The organism is Streptomyces sp. NPDC033270, from assembly GCF_055576575.1.
Map to the genome: position 1 here is coordinate 1 of NZ_JBVIRA010000013.1, position 15,743 is coordinate 15,743.

Consider the following 15,743-nt stretch of genomic DNA (forward strand, 5'->3'; position numbering starts at 1 on the left):
ACCGCGGCCGTCCCACTCTTCTCCCCCGGCCCGCTTTTTTTTCGGTCTGGACCGTCGTTGCTTTTTCAGGCCCGCGGCCGGCCTTCGGCCGGCCCGTGGCTTCCGCTGCGCTCCAGCCACCGTGACGCTCCGCGTCACGAAGCTGGCTACAGGATCTGGGGGGCGAGCCTGACGGGGTGTCAGCAGTGAGAGCATGGAGGGAGGTGACAGGCAGTCGGGGCGGGTGATTGACGCCGTATCGAGTTCTTTGTGGGTGATGTGGGCTGGGCTACTCGCTGGTGCTGTTGAGGTCCCGTTTCATCTCGGTGCGGAGTTCCGAGAACCGGTTCTCCCAGTGGTCTCGCAGCTCAAGATATTTGCGCTCTGTGTGTGTTGCGCCGTCCTCGATCAGGTCGCGTAGGTCCCGCAGTGCCCGGAAGGCTGTGGTCGAGGCGTCAACAACGATGGCGGGTGCTACGAGGGCGACCTGGTAGCGCAGCTCGTAGGCATTCCCCTCTTGGAAGGCCTCCACTGCCTTGCGGGCCCTTTCTTCGGGGGGTGTATCTCGCGAGCGGGCTGCGAGCCGGAGGTGGTTCCTGGTCCGGGCGAGTGCGGCAAGGTAGTCGGCGTACAGCTCCCGTCTGACGGTCTGCTCGTTGTCCTCGCGACTTCGTTTAGCTCTCGCCCGGTCGGCAGCCAGTGTCGACAGGACACCGATTACCGCCCCCAGTACCGTGCTCAACAGTGATCCCCACCCCATCCGGCGAGCCTATGCCAGGGAGGCAGTCGGTGACACAGGATTTGAATCACGGGCGCTGTGCTTCATTTTTTACTTCAGATAAGCTCTGGAAGTAGGTGATGCCTCTGCTGAAGTTTCACGGTTCAATTTCGGGAGCAGTGAAGCACCGACATCGTGCCTGGGTCGGTCGGCAAGACTGCTAGTGGTGCCTGAGCCTTCGACAGCTGGGCTTCGGAGGCCGGTGCTTGACTCGATCAGGCGGGAAGCCAGGGGAAAGCGGACCAGATATGTCGACCACGCACCGCGTTGATCAGCGTGAGGCTGCCCAGAGGGAGGCCGTTGACGCGGTGCTCCGCGCCCTTGAATTGCCTTCAAGATCACTTGTGCCCGAGCAGGGGCTCCGGACTCAGGTGATCATGGCGACCGGCTCCGGGAAGACGCGGGTGGCGGTCCGCAGCGCGGAGGAGCTCCACGCGGGCCGTGTGCTGGTGCTCGTGCCCAGCCTGGACCTCCTGGCCCAGACCGAGGCCGCGTGGCGCGAGGGTGGCCGGCGGGGACCGATGATCGGGGTCTCGTCCCTGCGTGGAGAGGAGGCGGCCTTTCCGAACACCACGAACGTGGAAGAGTTGGTCGACTGGGTGCGGCCGTTCAACAGGGTGACTGTGTTCGCTACGTACGCGTCCCTCGGGCTCGGCACGCTGGAGCGGGCCCACAAGGGCGGCCTCCCGGGCTGGGACCTGATCGTGGTCGATGAGGCCCATCGGACCTCGGGCCGGATCGGCAAACCGTGGGCGGTCGTCCACGACAACACCCGCATCCCGTCCCTGCGACGGCTGTACATGACCGCCACGCCCCGGCTGTGGCAGCTGGACGAGGACCAGGAGCAGGGCGCACCGGGCGAGCTGGTGGCGAGCATGGAGGACGACCCGGACGGGCCGTTCGGGGCCCGCTGCTACACGCTGACGCTGTCCGAGGCGATCGACCGGGGGATCTGTGCGCCGTACCAGGTGGTGTGCCTGGACATCACCGACGCCCAGCTTCAGGCCGCTCAGCTCCTGGGCGCCGAGGGCCGCTCGGACCAGGTGCGCGGGGCCCGTCTCGCGGCTCTGCAGACTGCTCTGGTGAAGGCGTCGGCTGAGGAGAACTTCCGGCGCACGCTCGTCTTCCACCACGTGGTGAAGGAGGCCGAGGCTTTCGCGGTCGGCCTTGTCGACGTCGCCGCGCAGTTGCATGCCGCCGACCCCGAGCTGTACCCGCGCACCATCTGGGCCGACTGGCTGTGCGGCGAGCACAAGCCCCACCATCGGCGCCGTGTCCTGGGCGAGTTCGCCGACGGCATCACCAGGGACGGCACGGTCGTGGAGAAGGGCTTCCTGGGCTCGGTGAAGGTCCTGGGCGAGGGTGTCGACACCAAGAACTGCGACTCCGTCTACTGGGCCGACGTACGCGGCTCCATGCCCGACCTCGTCCAAGCCGTGGGCCGCGCACTGCGGATGCAGCCCGGCGACGGCAAGGTCGCCTCGCTGGTGGTGCCGGTCCTGCTCGGTCCCGGAGAGACGGCGGACAACATGCTGACCTCCCGCGCGTTCGGTGGCCTGGCAAAGCTGCTGGAGGCGCTCAGAGCGCACGATGCCCGGGTGGTGGAGGCATTGGCCGAGCCCCAGGTCCCCAGCCGCTACACGCCCGTCCAGAAGGCCGCACAGGGCCAGCAGGGCCGGGGTGAGGGGAACAGGTCCGGTGGTCCGTCGGCGCCCGCCCGGGAGCTGCTGAAGTTCTCCACGCCGCGTGACCCGGCGCAGCTGGCGGCGTTCATCAACCTGCGGGTCCTCAGCCCCGAGCACGAGCACTGGCGGCGCGGCGTGGAAGCCTCCGTCCTCTACGCTCGCGAGCACGGCGACCTGAAGGTGCCGTTCACGTACCGCGTCCCCGGGGGCCAGGAGGCGGCGGCCGTGGGGTGGCCGGCCTCGCTCGGGAACTTCCCGTTGGGGCAGTGGATCGCCGACGCTCGCCGGTTCTACGCCCGCGGGGACATGGGCGAGGACCGTGTCGAGCAGTTGGAGAAGCTCGGCATGATCTGGTCCCACTTCGACGTCGCGTGGGAGGAGGGCCTGACCGCCGCCCGTGGGTGGGCGGCCGAACACGGCCACCTCCTGGCGCCGTTGGACGCCACGTTCCAGGGCGCGGCGGTGGGTATCTGGTTGAAGAACGCGCGGGCGGCCGCCCGGAAGGCGCAGGAGATCGAGCAGCGGCGTGCCGAGGGGCTGCCGATGGAGTCGTCGGCCGGGGCGCTATCGGAGGCGCGGCGCGAGCAGTTGGAGGAGATCGACGCGTCCTGGTGCCCGAGCTGGCCGGTGACGTGGCAGCGGTGCTTCCACCTGGTACGGCTACACCTGGACGAGGGCGGGACGCTGCCCACCACGGTGGGCGACGTCGTGCGCCAGGGCGAGGATCTGGGGCGGTGGGTGACGTCGGTCCGGCTCGGCTGGGACAAGCTCACCACCGTGCAGCAGTGGATGTGCGAGCAGGTCCTCGGCATCGAGTCCGCGACGGAGGACGAGAAGCCGAAGCCGCGGACCAGCCAGGCCGACAAGTGGGCCGCCAACCTCGCGGCTGCCCGGCAGTACTACGAGCGCGAGGGCCACCTTCAGGTCCCGAGGAAGCACGTCGAACGAATCGGCGTCGGCGAGGACCAGGAGGAGCGGGAGCACAAGCTGGGGGCCTGGATCGGGAATCAGCGGAGCCGGGCCGCGACGCTGTCTCCGGAGCGGATTGAGCAGTTGTCCGCGATCGGGATGCGGTGGTCGTGATGGCCGTCGTCTTCACCGCGGTCGCCGCCCTAGCGGCCGGCTATCTGCTCGGGCGGCTGCGCCCGTGGCAGCGGGCGGGTTACGAGGCGGCCGATCAGGTCCGCTTCACCGGGGCGTGGGTGCGGGGCGGCTTCGGCCGCCAGGCCGTCGTCGTCCTGGTTCACGTCGTCACCGCGCCGCGCACCAGCTGGCGCATCATGCGCGCCCTTATACGAGGCCAAGCACCCGTCCGACCCCCTGCACCTGATGCGGCTGTTTGGGATCTCGGCCTTCACCGCCATGAAGTGCCTGCAAGCGGCTCACCCGGCCCGCTACCGTCCAGACCCCATTAGCCCTTGATCAACAAGCCCTCCCAGCCCGAGTGCGCGGCGAAGCCCATGGCGTTTCGGTGCCGCCGCACGTGATCTAGTGCTGTCAACTGTCCTTGCAGCTCAGCGTGTTGCATGCAGGTAGGGCAAGTAGGCGAAGATCCCTCCGGGACGCACATCTCCACGCGGTCCGTACTGTAGAGGTGCCGACCAACCTGCAGGTGTGGAGGAGAGGATGGCGGTGTCCATCACGGACCCGGTCGAGTGGGGGGGCCTGTTCTCTCGCCAACCCAGCGAGGGCTCGGCCGGTGATCCAGCCGCGACCCATCGCCGGTTATCTCGACGGAGACCCCCATACGGGGCGCATTCGCTTCCTGCGTGACTCGCGTTAGCGAAAGACGAACCGAGCTGCGGAACCGGATCTCTCCAAGACCCTTCGCCGTGCAACACCGCGATCCGCAAAGCATGCCATCCTGAGGCCGTGTCAGCGCGACGGCCGTGCGTGACTGTAGTTTCGAAACCCAGTGGATCGGCCGGCGCTATCCGGTCGACCGGCCCAGTACAGCGGGAGCCCGTCCCCTGGGACGACTCTGGGGGCGGGCTCCGCGGTGTTTGCAGTCTGGTCAGGAGGTGACCCCTACCGGAGGCGAGCAGAAACCCCACCCGGGTCCCTTGAGGCACACCTGGAACCTGTGCTTCTCATCCTCCCTCAGATCGCCGCCTTTGCTGCGGGTAACCGGGGCTTTGTAGCCCTTGGTGGAGACGAAGCGCAGGTCGTCGAGGTTGGCTTCGAGGTAGTAGCCGTCGGACTTCTTGTCGACGGCGTACATCGTGTCATCGCCTGGCAAGTCGAGTTTAGCGTCCTTGCTCCAGTACGCTTTGCCGACGGATTTTCCATCGGCGCTTACGTAGATGGTTGTATAGTTGCTGTCTTTCACGACCTGGAACTGCACTTCCGGCCAGGACGACATGGCCGTTGCCGGCGCCGTCCCGAAGGAGAAGAGAGTCCCGACGGCTGCGACTGTGGCAGCGGTTATACCTACGGCTCGTTTGATCCGCAAAGAAAGAACCTTTCTGCTGGCTCAAGCGTGCGGGGCCCCGGCAGTCGGGGCCCCGCATTAATGTACTTTGGTGGGGCAGCGCGCAGCGGTGCTGTCAACTGCTTTCAGTGCTATGAGCCAGCCTCACGCACCACTTTCCAGTAATAGGACGCGGTGGTCTTGCAGTGGGCCCGTGTGACGGAGTGGTACTTGTTGCAGACGTTGAGCATGTCCAGCAGGAGTACCCTGTCTATCTTTTCCCTCTTCGACTCGGTGAAGCGGTGCTGCTTCTTGTAATTCCGGTATGCAAAGTCATGCCGCTGGCAGGATGGAAGGAAGTTGAAACCATACGGCTTGTCAGGTGCGTTGCTGCAGCCGTCGGAAGACCAGTCCAGGTACTTCCCCCATTCCCTGGACTTTCGGGCATCCTGGAACTCATTCATGGGCCTGGTGATCAACCAGTCGGTCTTCTCCCGGACCCGAGCAGAACTAGGCGCGGCTGCTTGAACGTCGGAAGTAGCTGCCTCACCGGCCCTTAGGCCCCCGTAGTTGGGACAAGCCCCCATGCAGCAGAGGAGCTAGCCTTCGTCACCCCCGTCGACGAAGGCTGGTAGTTATCGGCGTGCGCAGTGCCAGCCAGGACGCCAAGTCCCAACACGGCTGTGGTTGCGACTGTTGTGACGGTACGTCGGATCAGCAACGAATTCCCCCAGTTTCTTGAATGGTCGTAGTGCTTCAGAAAGGTCACCTGGAGCCTCGGAAGCCCATCTGGCTCGTCGGCGCCTCAAGTCCGTTGGAGCATCTGACTGGTCCGTCGGCCGCCCCACCCGATCGGCGGACCAGCTCGACGTCGTCCAGTTCACCCACCGCAGGGTTGATTCGCACCCCGCCTGACCTGCAGGAGTCATTTCGTTCAGCGCTGCCGCGGATGCCCACCATGAGGGACTCGCCGAGGAAACTCACACCGATGGAGAGCTGGAGGGGGCGTGCGTTCTCGTGCATGCCCATCTTCACCGCCAGGACATTGAACCCGGCCGTGACCGCCAGGGTGCCGATCAAGGCGAGGAAGGTGCGGCCGGTGTATCGCTGCCACAGGACACCTCCCTTGTCGATGAGCTGAACGGTGGCGCCGCGGAGTGCGCCGAGTGCCACACCGAGGACGGCGCCTGTGATGACCCAGGTGAGGTCGGTGCCGGTCAGATCCGTTTTCTTGATGAGGGACAGGACGCCGATCCCGGTCAGGATCGTCGGGGCCACGAAGAGGTCCTTCGCGTTGACCGGTTCACCGATCATCCGTTTGATCACGACCGCGATCGCGACCACAGCGATGATCACAGCGAGCAGCCAGGGGTTCACACGGGTACCCACCTCTCTTTGTAGCGCGCTTGAGCTAAAAAGAATGTTAGCCCGGTCGTGCTATAAAGGCAACGTGCCAAAGATCGTCGATCCCGTGGCCCGCCGCAGGGCAGTAGCGCAGGCCGTCCTGTCCGTCGCCGCCCGGCATGGGCTGGAGCATGCGTCGCTGCGCAACGTCGCGGAGGAAGCCGGACTCGCCGTCGGCTCGGTCCGCCACTACTTCGCCGACCACGACGAGTTGATGACCTTCGCGATGAGGGAGCTGAGCCGGCGCATCGGCGACCGCATCCGCAGCCACGCCGAACGGCTCCTGACTCCCGGCGGCAGCACCGACCGCCGGGCCGGAACAGAAGAGCTCCTGGCCGAGTTCCTTCCCCTGGACGAGGCCCGTCGCCAGGAGTCCGCGCTCTGGCTCGCCTTCACCGCCGCAGCACTCACCCGCCCCGAACTGCGACCCTGCGCCGCCGAAATGCAGGCCAACCTGCACACCCTGATGTCGCGCGTGCTGCACGAAGCCCGGCGCGCCGGCGGGCTGCCGGCTGACATGGACGTCGAACTGGAAGGCACGCGACTGGCTGCCCTCCTCGACGGACTCAATCTCCAGGCAACGCTGCTGCCGGACCGCTATCCGCCCAAGCTGCTCCGGCAGGTACTGCGACGGCACCTGGACGCCCTCAGAGCCGGCAACTGACCTCCAGCCGGCGCTTCCTCGCATTTCGCCACCCTGCCGGTGTGGCAGGTAAAGCCGGCAGTCTCCACATCGGCTGTCGACCAGCACAGGGCAGGATCGCGGTGCGATGCTGCCCGCCGGCGCGCCAGCCCTTCACTCTCCTCGCTGAGGACGGGCAGCTACCTCAGCACGCTCGGGGTCGCCCCCGTACATCCGAGTTGCTCGGCACTGACCGCTCAATACGGTGGAGGGCCCGGTCGAGTGAGAGGACGCGAAGACGTGGATGTATATGAGGCCGTGGACAGTCGCAGGGCTGTGCGGGCGTTCAGCGATGAGCCGGTATCCAAAGAGATACTCGAACGAGTGCTGACCGCAGCAACGCGGGCTCCGTCGAGCGGGAACCTCCAGCCGTGGCATGTGTATGTCGTGACCGGCGAGCCCTTAGCCGAACTGAAGAGGCGCGCGACGGCCAGGGCACTGGCGGGAGACCCGGGTGATGAGCGGGAGTATCCGATGTACCCGGCCGAACTGACGTCGCCGTATCTGGACCGTTTTTCCGCCGCGGCCGCTCAGCGGTACAAAGCGCTGGGAATCGAGCATGACGACCCCGATAGGCCCAAGAAGATCGCCGCCTTGAACTCGGAGGCGTTCGGGGCGCCGGTCGTCCTCTTCTGCTACGTCGACCGGACGATGGGGCCCGGACAGTGGGCTGACGCGGGGATGTACTTGCAGACGGTCATGCTGCTGTTGAGGGCGGAAGGGTTGCACAGCTGCCCCCAGGTGATGTGGACCATGTATCGCAAGACTGTCCGCCAGACAGTCGGAGCTGATGGCGGGCTCGTGCTGTTCTGCGGTGTCTCGGTGGGATTCGAGAAGGAAGGCGTGCCACGGCTGCGTACCGGACGGGCGGACATGACGGAAACAGTGAGCTTCATCGGGGTGTGACCGCTGGGTGGTCAAGATCGACAGGACAGGTCCTAGCGCGGTTCGAGCCGGGGGATGCGGAGCTGTTCTTCGGCCGCGAGGAGATGACGGAGCGGCTGGAGGAGATGGCCCATCGGTATCGGGTCAGCGCGGTGGTGGGGGCGTCGGGCAGCGGCTGCCGGCTTCTTTAAGGCTGCCAGGCGCCCGCCGGCCGCCTCTCTCACTCCAAGCGGGGCCTCCACATCACGCTGAGCTACTTGTCGCCCGGATCGCCGTCCGCTAGCGACACCCCAAAACGGTGGGCCACCTGAGGTCTCCAAGGTCGAACCCGAGGCTCCGTAGGCGCTACAAGCGCCCGCGACCCGCGGGTTCGGCCTCGAACCCCTTCCAGAATCCAGGAACCTGTCGAATTCGCGGCGAGTTGAGTTCGACCACATGCGGCGCCTGGGCTGGATCAAACCCAGCGAGTGGCGCGAGGTGCGGTTCGGCACGTCGCGGGCCGGTGCGGTCGAGGTGCCGATGTTCACCACCGCGGCCGTCGACGCCCTGCCCGCAGCTCACCCCGAGGTCGACTGGGCGCAGCTGCGCATGGTCGGGAAAGGGCGACGCTCCCCGCTTGCTGCGCTGGCGAAGGCAGCCACCCCGGTGTGAACCATCCCGGGTCGGGGTGGGCAGGCACTGCGCGCCCCGGCCAGGCCGGCCCCGTTCCGCTACTGGCGGGGGACATCCACAAGCTCGAGGCTGAGCTGCGTGAGGCTCGGAAGGAGACCGAACCTGTGGAGACGGCACGGAAACTGCTGGAAGGTACGCGTGCCCGGCACAGCAGCGATCCGCAGCTACCGAAGGCTCAAGCGGCTCTCCACGACGTACGGGACGTGTGGCAGGAACTGACGGGTCGACGCCCCCTGTGACTGTTGCGCGCCCCCTTGCTTGGAACAGGAGCACGGCCAGAGCGAGGCGCTGATCCAGCAGTCCGACCCTGAGCTGTGCCACGTCTCACTCATCATGGGAGGGACATCTTTACTGTCACCCCAGAGGTGTCCCCGGCCGATGGCTAAGGCCGGCGATGCTGGCGCAACGCGGAACCGATACGCGTTGCGGAGCGTACTTACGGGAAGACGCTGAGCGTGATGCGTTGAGCGCTACGTCTACGGAGTCTTGGCCGGAGAGGGTGGGGGACGTTGACGGAGGCACTGATGGCGCTGGCTGCGGCGGGCGGCGCCGCAGTGGTGCAGGCCGCAGGCACGGACTTGTGGGCGGGTTTTCGCCAGCGGGTTGCGCGGCTGCTCGGCCAAGGAGACGCCCAGCGTGAACAGGCTGAGTTGGAGCGCTTGGACCGGACCGCCACCATCGTGCAGACGGTGGGACAGGACACGGAAGAACGGGCACGCATCATCGAGGAAATCTCCTGGCGGACCCGTTTCGAGACGCTGTTGGAGAGCTTGACTGCGCAAGAACGTGCGCTGGTAGCCACCGAGTTGAGGGGGCTGCTGGCCGATGCGACACCGTCAACCGCGGCTCCGGCGGGCGGCTTTGCTGCCGGAGGTAAGGTCGACATCCATGCCGAAGGTGGCGCGGTCGCAGCTGGAGTGATCAACGGGGAGGTGCGTGTCGGCACCCCTCGGCAACCCGGTCCGTCCCAGGGCTGAGCGGACCGGCTGCCCCCAGCCCATCTCATGTCGTACACGCGTTGCCGGCGGAAGGCTTGAGGATCCATGCCGCTGGCCGTGACAGTATGGCCGTTGGCTTCGCCGAGCAGGTCGTCTACGCAGCTCCACAGCGGGTATCAGTGCCGTGGCCACACCAGACGGGCGTCCTACCGCGGCAAGCTGACTGTTTCCGGCACCGCGTCGACCTCGCTGAGGTCCTCGACGTCGCGACCGACGGCAGGACAACGGGACGGTGCCAGGTCTTAACCGGCGTCGGCGGGGTCGGCAAAACTCAGCTGGCCGCCCACCACGCCCGCTGCATGTGGCAGGCCGGTGAGGTGGACCTGCTGGTGTGGGTCACCGCCTCCAGTCGGGAGGCCGTCCTTGCGGCCTACGCCCAGGCAGCGGAAGAAACGCTCGGCGGTCCATTGTCTGACCCCGAACGGGCAGCGTCCGCATTCCTTGCCTGGCTCCAACCGAGACCGCCCTCAGACGGCAGCAGCGGCTGTCGTTGGCTGGTGGTCTTGGACGACGTCGCCGACCCCGGCCACCTGCGCGGTCTGTGGCCGCCGAGCAGCCCCAGTGGCCGGACCCTGGTCACTACCCGCCGTCGGGACGCGGCTCTGACCGGCCCCGAACGCAGCCTCGTGGAGGTCAGCCTGTTCACTCCATCCGAAGCGGCTGCCTATCTCAGCGACACGCTGGCCGTCCATGGCCGCCACGAGGCTCCCGAGCAACTCGCTGCCCTTGCCATGGATCTGGGATGCTTACCGCTGGCCCTATCCCAGGCCGCCGCCTACCTCATCGACGCCGACATGGACTGCGCTACCTACCGCACCCGGCTGGTCGACCGGAACACCGTCCTCAGCACCTTGCTGCCCGACACATCCGGACTGCCCGATGACCAGGCCGTCACAGTGACTGCCGCTTGGTCGTTGTCCCTGGAGCAGGCCAACCGGACACGGCCACGAAACCTGGCCCGCCCCATGCTCCAGCTGGCCGCGATGCTCGACGCCAACGGCATCCCCGCCGGCGTCCTGACGAGTCCGCCGGCCCTCACCTACCTCGCCGCCCAACGCGCCACCACACCGACGAGCAATGCCTGCGAACCGCTGCAGACCACAGCCGAGGAAGCCACCAGTACTCTGCGTACCCTTCATCGGCTGAACCTGATAGACCACACCCCCACTAGCCCTCACCGGGCCATACGCGTCCACCAGCTCATTCAACGCGCCGTCCGCGACACCCCTCCGGTCGGCCATATCGAGTCCTGCGCCCGGGCTGCCGCTGACGCTCTGATGGCCATCTGGCCCGAGGTCGACCGCGACACCGCGCTAGCTCAAGTGCTCCGTGCCAACGCCGAGACCCTTCGCAGCCTCGCAGGGGACGCTCTGTGGCGGCCCAGCCCCCACCCCCTGCTCCTCCGTTCCGGGCAGAGCCTCGGCAAAGCCGGACAGGCCAGCGCTGCGCGCGACTACATCCGCCGCCTCGTCGGCACCTCGCAGAGCCGCTTGGGCCCCGACGATCCCCACACCCTCAACGCCCGCCGAAACCTCGCCTGGTGGCAGGGAGAAGCAGGATCCCCCACCGCTGCAGTGGCCGCACTCACCAGCCTGCTACCGCAACAGCAACAGCTGCTGGGACCGGACCATCCCGACACCCTGAGCACCCGCAGCGACCTCGGCCACTGGCAGCGCTACGCCGGAGACACCGCCGGTGCGGTTACGACGTTCATGGTTCTCCTGACAGACCAGGAAAGACTGCTGGGGCCGGATCACCCTGACACGCTCGTCACCCGCCACGATCTCGCTCACTGCCAGGCCCGAAACGGCGACTTCGCGGCCGGGGCAAACGCGCTCGCGGAACTCCTTCCCCACCTCCTGGAAACGCTCGGCGCAGAACACCCCACAACGCTGCTCACCCGCCACGACCTTGCCTTCTGGCAAAGCAAGGCAAGCGGAGACATCGAACGGGCCGTCAGAGTACTGGCCCAGTTGCTGCCCGACATGGAACGAGTACTCGGCCCCGAACACCACCACGCACAGATCACCCGCAGTAACCTCGCCAACTTCCAAGGCGAAGCCGGAAATGTGGCCAGTGCCGTGACCACTCTCACCGCCCTGCTCGCGGACCGGAAACGGGTCCTGGGCGCGGAACACCCCAGGACGCTGCTCACATGCAGCGACCTCATCCGCTGGCAAGCCCGTACAGAAGATCCCGCCACAGTTACCGAGGCATTTACCGACCTGCTGGAGAAGATGCAGCAGGTCCTCGGCCCGGACCACCCCACAACGCTTAAGACCCGTAGCTACCTCGCCCGCTTCTGGAGTGAGACTGGAAACGCGGCCGAGGCCGTCAGGGAACTCACCGAACTGCTGGCAGATCAAACACGGGTTCTCGGCCCGCAACACCCCGACACCACCACAACCCGAGACGAACTCGCCTACCGACGTGGATAACAAGCCGTCGGAGAAGTCCATACCCGTCGTGCGATCGAGCTCCCCGCTATCCGGCGGACTCGACCTCGGATACGCGCGGATCTCCACCACCACCAGACAGAGCCTGGAACGCCAGCTCAACTCCCTTCACGGAGCGGGCATCCCGGACCAACAGAGCTACGTCGACAAGAAGAGTGGCGCCACCGTCGACCGTCCCGGCCTGGCGGGCCTGCTCGTCTACGCCCGCCCCGGCGACACCGTCGTGGTCCACACGCTCGACTAGCGTGTTGTGGGCACTGCTGCGTGACGGAAGGGTGTTCACCTCCGCCCCGCCGGTCACGCAGGCGGCTTGACTTCGTCATTGAGACTCCTTCGAAGTCGGTGATCAGCGGTAGGGGCTCCAGCCGCCGAATCGGGCCATCAGCTTGCGGGCAGCGTCCTCGTTCAGGCCGAGGGCCGCGGCAGCCTGTTCGGCCGTCGCGTCCTGCCGGGCGTCGTGGGCCGGCCAGTACCCGACCTGTCCGGCGGTCACCTCCAGCCGACGGGCTGCCCGTACGGCCGCCAGCGGTGAGGTCTTCGCCAGCTTCTCGATCTCCTCCTGCAGCCTGGCCAGTAGGGCGGTGACCGTCTCCGGGAGAGTGATGGCCGATTGTTCGACGTCGGCGGTGTGCGTGTCCCAGTCCTCCAGGCAGGTGTCCGCCGTGCCGTGAGCTGCCTCGATCAGCTTCTGCTCACCGATCACGTCCCAGTCCAGATCGTGTTCTGGACCATTCCAGCCGCAGGAGCACACCGCACGCAGTGCGGCCGCCCGCGGCCCGTGCGCGATCCCGCCGTCGTAGACGCTCCACTCCGAGACCGACCGTCCGCCCGCACCGGAGTTCATCCCGAACCAGACCGGGGCCGGGACGCTGCCGTCGGCCAGGAGCACACCGATCGCACCCTCATGGGAAGAGCCGAACTCCTCCGTCGTCCACGTCTCCCGCTCACCCATGACAGCCCTCCAGCCGCATTGCCCACACCCGTGGCGCCCCGAGCGGGCCCCGGACGACAATGCCGCAGCACCGACGGGCCCACTATCGGATTCACCGAACGGGCGTGAAGCCAGATTCAAACCGGCGGACCGGCCCACGGGCTCCATGCGCAGCGTGCCCACAGGGCACTCCAGTCCCCTCAGCAACGAAATCCATCATCTGCGTCCAGCAGCGCTGGCGACGAGGCGTAGGCAGCCGGCCACTGACTGCCCCGACCGGGGTAGAAGGAGCCACCCAAGCGGGTGGACTCCTCTCCCGTACGCGGGCGCGGCTCTGGCCGCAATAGACCAACTCATCCAATTCTAGGCGCAGTTGGCGCCTCTTAGCGTTGTTCTGTCACGTTCTGTCCGCCTGACTCAGGGCGACGAGTGACGGGTGGGGAGGAAGCCGATGGCACGACGAGACGAGTACGACGAGGTTCAGGCCGCGAGACGGCCAAAGGTGCCGATCACGACTGGCGATGGGCGCGGCAGGTCGGGGTGATTCCGGAGCCGGACGCATCGACCTGGCAGTGGTCGCGGGCCGCGGTGGAAACGCTGGACGCAGGGACGGTGCGGGCCTTGGAGCCGCGGGAGCTGGTCAGCCCGTGGGAGGCGGGCAACCGGCTCGCGCAGGCCCTGGGCACGCGGAACGAGGCGGATCAGGTGTCGGCGGTGTCCGGGTACGCGGTGGAGCGGCTCATCGCGCTCGGCCTGCTGCTCGATCTGAGCCGCGACCACAAATACCCGAAGCTCAACCCGGCCCTCAGCGCCCGCGCGGACCTTCCGGAAATCCTGGCCCGTGAGACGCCGCTCGCCGCCGACCGACTCGGCGTGCGCAGGGTCGACTTCGACTGGATGCGCTGCCTGGGCTGGATCAAGCCGGTCTCCTACGGCCGAGTGCAGTTCGGTGCCACCAGGGCCGGCGCAGCGCATGTGCCACGGTTCTCCACCGGACACGTCGACGACCTGCCCCACCAGCACCCCGACATCGACTGGCCCACCCTGCGTGCCCCGGGCAAGGGCCAACGCTCCCCGCTCGCCGCCCTGTGCACCGACCGGGGACGGAGACGGCCCCGTCCTGACAGCTACTGGCGGGCAGCGCCGAAGAGTGGACATCTCGGCCCGGTCGGCCCCGGCCTTACGCGTCCCGTCACGGGGACCTGGGCCTATCCCGCGCACTCCCTCCCGGCACGGGCCCGGACGAACCTAGCCCCCCCGGGTATGTCACCGAGCGGGACTTCCCCGATCTGGGAGCGCACAACGACGACGCGCCCACAAGGGCGGCAGGCCGCTCCGCCGCGTCGCGAAGTAGGCGGCCCGGCACCCCGCCGGCTGAGATGCGGACAAGGAACCGGGTACGGCGCGTCATGATCACGAACTGTGACTGAGCACTCCACCTGGCAGGACTCGCCAGCTGAAACACGAACTTTAGAAACCTCTCACCTGCATTGATGCAGGGGGCTAATGGCCCGACACCTACTTGAGCACGCCGATCCGGTCGGCTGGCCGACGGACGTATCACGGCGTTGTCGCCGCGCGGAAGAGGGCGAGGAGGGCCTGGGCCTGTGGGGTGTCCGCGTCGAAGAACTGCGTGGCCAGCGCGAGCGGGACGGTCGTTCCGTGCATGCGGACCTCGTGGCAGCTAAAGCAGAACGCTGCCTCGAACAGCGCCAGGTCGAGGGAGTCCTCGTAGGTACGGATGCTCCAGCCCGGCGAGAAGCCACAGCGGTGCTGTTCGCTGCTGGGCATGGCGTTGATCAGGGTCAGGGCGTCGGCGGCCTCGCTCCCAGCCCAGTGGGCGACCGTCCTACCGGGGTACGGGACGCCCCGCTGGGTGGGGAGGGCAGAGATCCGTACGACCTCGATCAGCGCGGTAATGGCGGCGGCTTCGGCGGGGAGCTGCATGCGCACAGTCTCCCCGGCGAACTCTGCCCGTCAACTCTGATGCACAGCCCCGCCAACTGCGGCACTCATCCGCCAGCTGAAGCGCTCAGTCACAGTCGGTGTGACTGAGCGCGCCGTCTGGCGGATGAGTGGTTGAGGTGGCGGGCTTGAGCGTTGTGGTTGGCGCAGGCCGTCGCGGTGCCGAGAGGGCGAGGCCGCCGTGTACTAGAAGGGGTGTCCGGAAGCTGCCCGTGAGGTCTTGCCGGGCCTGCGGTGGTCGGGCACCTTGTGCACCCCGCAGGTGAGGAGAGTTCCATTGACGTACCCCCTCCGTCTGGTTGGCGACAAGGTCACGGTGCGCGAGTTCCGCATCGAAGACGTCGACGATATGCAGCGGGTTTTCGGCGATGACCGTGTGACCAAGTGGCTGTCGTTCGACAGCCGAGACCGCAGCGAGACCCAGGCCAGGATCGAAGGCGCGATCAAGAGCGCCCAGCTCTCGCCTCGGACCGAGTACTACCTGGCAGTGACGAAGCGCGACGACGACCGTGCGATCGGCTTCGTCCGCCTCGTGCGCTCCGGCTCCCAGGGCGAGGACATCGGCTGTGCCATCGCAGCGGACGAGTGGGGTCGCGGCTACAGCACCGATGCGCACGTTGTGCTCCTCGACTTCGCCTTCGGGAGCCTTGGCCTGGAGGGGGTCAGCGGGTGGATCCCACTGGACAACACGAAGAGGATCAAGTCACTCGTAGAGGGCGGATCGCTGTCGAGGCTGGGGTTCACGACCGATCGCGTAGCGCGCAGGCATGAGTTCATCAACGGAGCGTGGCAGGACTGCAATCTGAACTCCGTGAGTGCGGAGGACTGGAGTCACCGTCGCCAGACATAACGACACTGAGTGCTTCAGTTGGCAAATCCCGCCAGATGGAGCGCTCAC

General features: G+C 67.0%; 16 protein-coding genes and 1 pseudogene. 10 read left to right on the forward strand and 7 right to left on the reverse strand.

Annotation, left to right across the window (positions count from 1 at the left end; genetic code table 11):
* Positions 1-268: 268 nt before the first annotated feature.
* Positions 269-721 carry a hypothetical protein gene (locus ACZ5XZ_RS19140; protein ID WP_468979439.1) on the reverse strand — a complete coding sequence of 151 codons (453 nt, stop codon included), beginning with the start codon at positions 719-721 and terminating at the stop codon, positions 269-271.
* 284 nt (positions 722-1,005) lie between these two features.
* On the opposite strand from ACZ5XZ_RS19140, the gene ACZ5XZ_RS19145 reads away from it, so the two are divergent.
* Positions 1,006-3,525 carry a helicase associated domain-containing protein gene (locus ACZ5XZ_RS19145; protein ID WP_468979442.1) on the forward strand — a complete coding sequence of 840 codons (2,520 nt, stop codon included), beginning with the start codon at positions 1,006-1,008 and terminating at the stop codon, positions 3,523-3,525.
* A gap of 29 nt (positions 3,526-3,554) precedes the next feature.
* Here ACZ5XZ_RS19145 and ACZ5XZ_RS19150 read toward each other — a convergent pair whose 3' ends face one another.
* The 4 genes from ACZ5XZ_RS19150 to ACZ5XZ_RS19165 form a co-directional block, all read right to left on the reverse strand.
* Positions 3,555-3,689, reverse strand: a complete 135-nt coding sequence (locus ACZ5XZ_RS19150) for a hypothetical protein (RefSeq protein ID WP_468979444.1) — start codon at positions 3,687-3,689, stop codon at positions 3,555-3,557.
* Between the two features lie 767 nt (positions 3,690-4,456).
* The gene (locus ACZ5XZ_RS19155) at positions 4,457-4,771 is read right to left on the reverse strand and encodes a hypothetical protein (RefSeq protein ID WP_468979446.1); all 315 of its coding nucleotides are present in this window, start codon (positions 4,769-4,771) and stop codon (positions 4,457-4,459) included.
* 233 nt (positions 4,772-5,004) lie between these two features.
* Positions 5,005-5,439: a phospholipase gene (locus tag ACZ5XZ_RS19160; protein ID WP_468979449.1), complete on the reverse strand. Its 435-nt coding sequence runs from the start codon at positions 5,437-5,439 to the stop codon at positions 5,005-5,007.
* 178 nt (positions 5,440-5,617) lie between these two features.
* Positions 5,618-6,241, reverse strand: a complete 624-nt coding sequence (locus tag ACZ5XZ_RS19165; RefSeq protein WP_468979451.1) for a hypothetical protein — start codon at positions 6,239-6,241, stop codon at positions 5,618-5,620.
* Positions 6,242-6,302: 61 nt separating this feature from the next.
* On the opposite strand from ACZ5XZ_RS19165, the gene ACZ5XZ_RS19170 reads away from it, so the two are divergent.
* From ACZ5XZ_RS19170 to ACZ5XZ_RS19200, 7 genes and pseudogenes are all read left to right on the forward strand, one after another.
* The gene (locus ACZ5XZ_RS19170) at positions 6,303-6,920 is read left to right on the forward strand and encodes a TetR/AcrR family transcriptional regulator (RefSeq protein WP_468979452.1); all 618 of its coding nucleotides are present in this window, start codon (positions 6,303-6,305) and stop codon (positions 6,918-6,920) included.
* A 258-nt stretch (positions 6,921-7,178) separates the two neighbouring features.
* Positions 7,179-7,844, forward strand: a complete 666-nt coding sequence (locus ACZ5XZ_RS19175; protein ID WP_468979455.1) for a nitroreductase — start codon at positions 7,179-7,181, stop codon at positions 7,842-7,844.
* Complete coding sequence (locus ACZ5XZ_RS19180; RefSeq protein ID WP_468979457.1) at positions 7,841-8,014, forward strand: nSTAND1 domain-containing NTPase; 174 nt, start codon at positions 7,841-7,843, stop codon at positions 8,012-8,014. The genes ACZ5XZ_RS19175 and ACZ5XZ_RS19180 overlap by 4 nt, the downstream gene beginning before the upstream one ends.
* 223 nt (positions 8,015-8,237) lie before the next feature.
* Positions 8,238-8,474: pseudogene (locus tag ACZ5XZ_RS19185) on the forward strand (hypothetical protein); the annotation flags it as partial.
* Between the two features lie 530 nt (positions 8,475-9,004).
* Positions 9,005-9,472, forward strand: a complete 468-nt coding sequence (locus ACZ5XZ_RS19190; protein WP_468979459.1) for a hypothetical protein — start codon at positions 9,005-9,007, stop codon at positions 9,470-9,472.
* 320 nt (positions 9,473-9,792) lie between these two features.
* Positions 9,793-11,931, forward strand: a complete 2,139-nt coding sequence (locus ACZ5XZ_RS19195; RefSeq protein ID WP_468979460.1) for a tetratricopeptide repeat protein — start codon at positions 9,793-9,795, stop codon at positions 11,929-11,931.
* A 28-nt stretch (positions 11,932-11,959) separates the two neighbouring features.
* A complete protein-coding gene (locus ACZ5XZ_RS19200; protein ID WP_468979463.1) occupies positions 11,960-12,193 on the forward strand; it encodes a recombinase family protein in 234 nt (77 codons plus the stop codon).
* Between the two features lie 102 nt (positions 12,194-12,295).
* On the opposite strand, the gene ACZ5XZ_RS19205 is transcribed toward ACZ5XZ_RS19200, so the two are convergent.
* Positions 12,296-12,901: a hypothetical protein gene (locus tag ACZ5XZ_RS19205; protein ID WP_468979464.1), complete on the reverse strand. Its 606-nt coding sequence runs from the start codon at positions 12,899-12,901 to the stop codon at positions 12,296-12,298.
* A 519-nt stretch (positions 12,902-13,420) separates the two neighbouring features.
* Between ACZ5XZ_RS19205 and ACZ5XZ_RS19210 the strand changes: the two genes are divergently transcribed.
* Complete coding sequence (locus ACZ5XZ_RS19210) at positions 13,421-14,293, forward strand: hypothetical protein (protein ID WP_468979466.1); 873 nt, start codon at positions 13,421-13,423, stop codon at positions 14,291-14,293.
* Positions 14,294-14,440: 147 nt separating this feature from the next.
* Here the strand turns inward: ACZ5XZ_RS19210 and ACZ5XZ_RS19215 are convergent, their stop codons facing one another.
* Positions 14,441-14,827, reverse strand: coding sequence for a hypothetical protein (locus ACZ5XZ_RS19215; RefSeq protein ID WP_468979468.1), 387 nt, complete (start codon positions 14,825-14,827; stop codon positions 14,441-14,443).
* A gap of 295 nt (positions 14,828-15,122) precedes the next feature.
* Between ACZ5XZ_RS19215 and ACZ5XZ_RS19220 the strand changes: the two genes are divergently transcribed.
* Entirely contained in the window at positions 15,123-15,695 is a 573-nt protein-coding gene (locus tag ACZ5XZ_RS19220; protein WP_468979470.1) for a GNAT family N-acetyltransferase, read from the forward strand.
* Positions 15,696-15,743: the final 48 nt, after the last annotated feature.

Excerpts from the sequence above, each read along its gene's own strand:
- ACZ5XZ_RS19215 (WP_468979468.1), bottom strand. The coding sequence starts at position 14,827 with ATGCAGCTCCCCGCCGAAGCCGCCGCCATTACCGCGCTGATCGAGGTC.
- ACZ5XZ_RS19160 (WP_468979449.1), bottom strand. The coding sequence starts at position 5,439 with ATGGGGGCTTGTCCCAACTACGGGGGCCTAAGGGCCGGTGAGGCAGCT.
- ACZ5XZ_RS19145 (WP_468979442.1), top strand. The coding sequence starts at position 1,006 with ATGTCGACCACGCACCGCGTTGATCAGCGTGAGGCTGCCCAGAGGGAG.
- ACZ5XZ_RS19205 (WP_468979464.1), bottom strand. The coding sequence starts at position 12,901 with ATGGGTGAGCGGGAGACGTGGACGACGGAGGAGTTCGGCTCTTCCCAT.
- ACZ5XZ_RS19195 (WP_468979460.1), top strand. The coding sequence starts at position 9,793 with ATGTGGCAGGCCGGTGAGGTGGACCTGCTGGTGTGGGTCACCGCCTCC.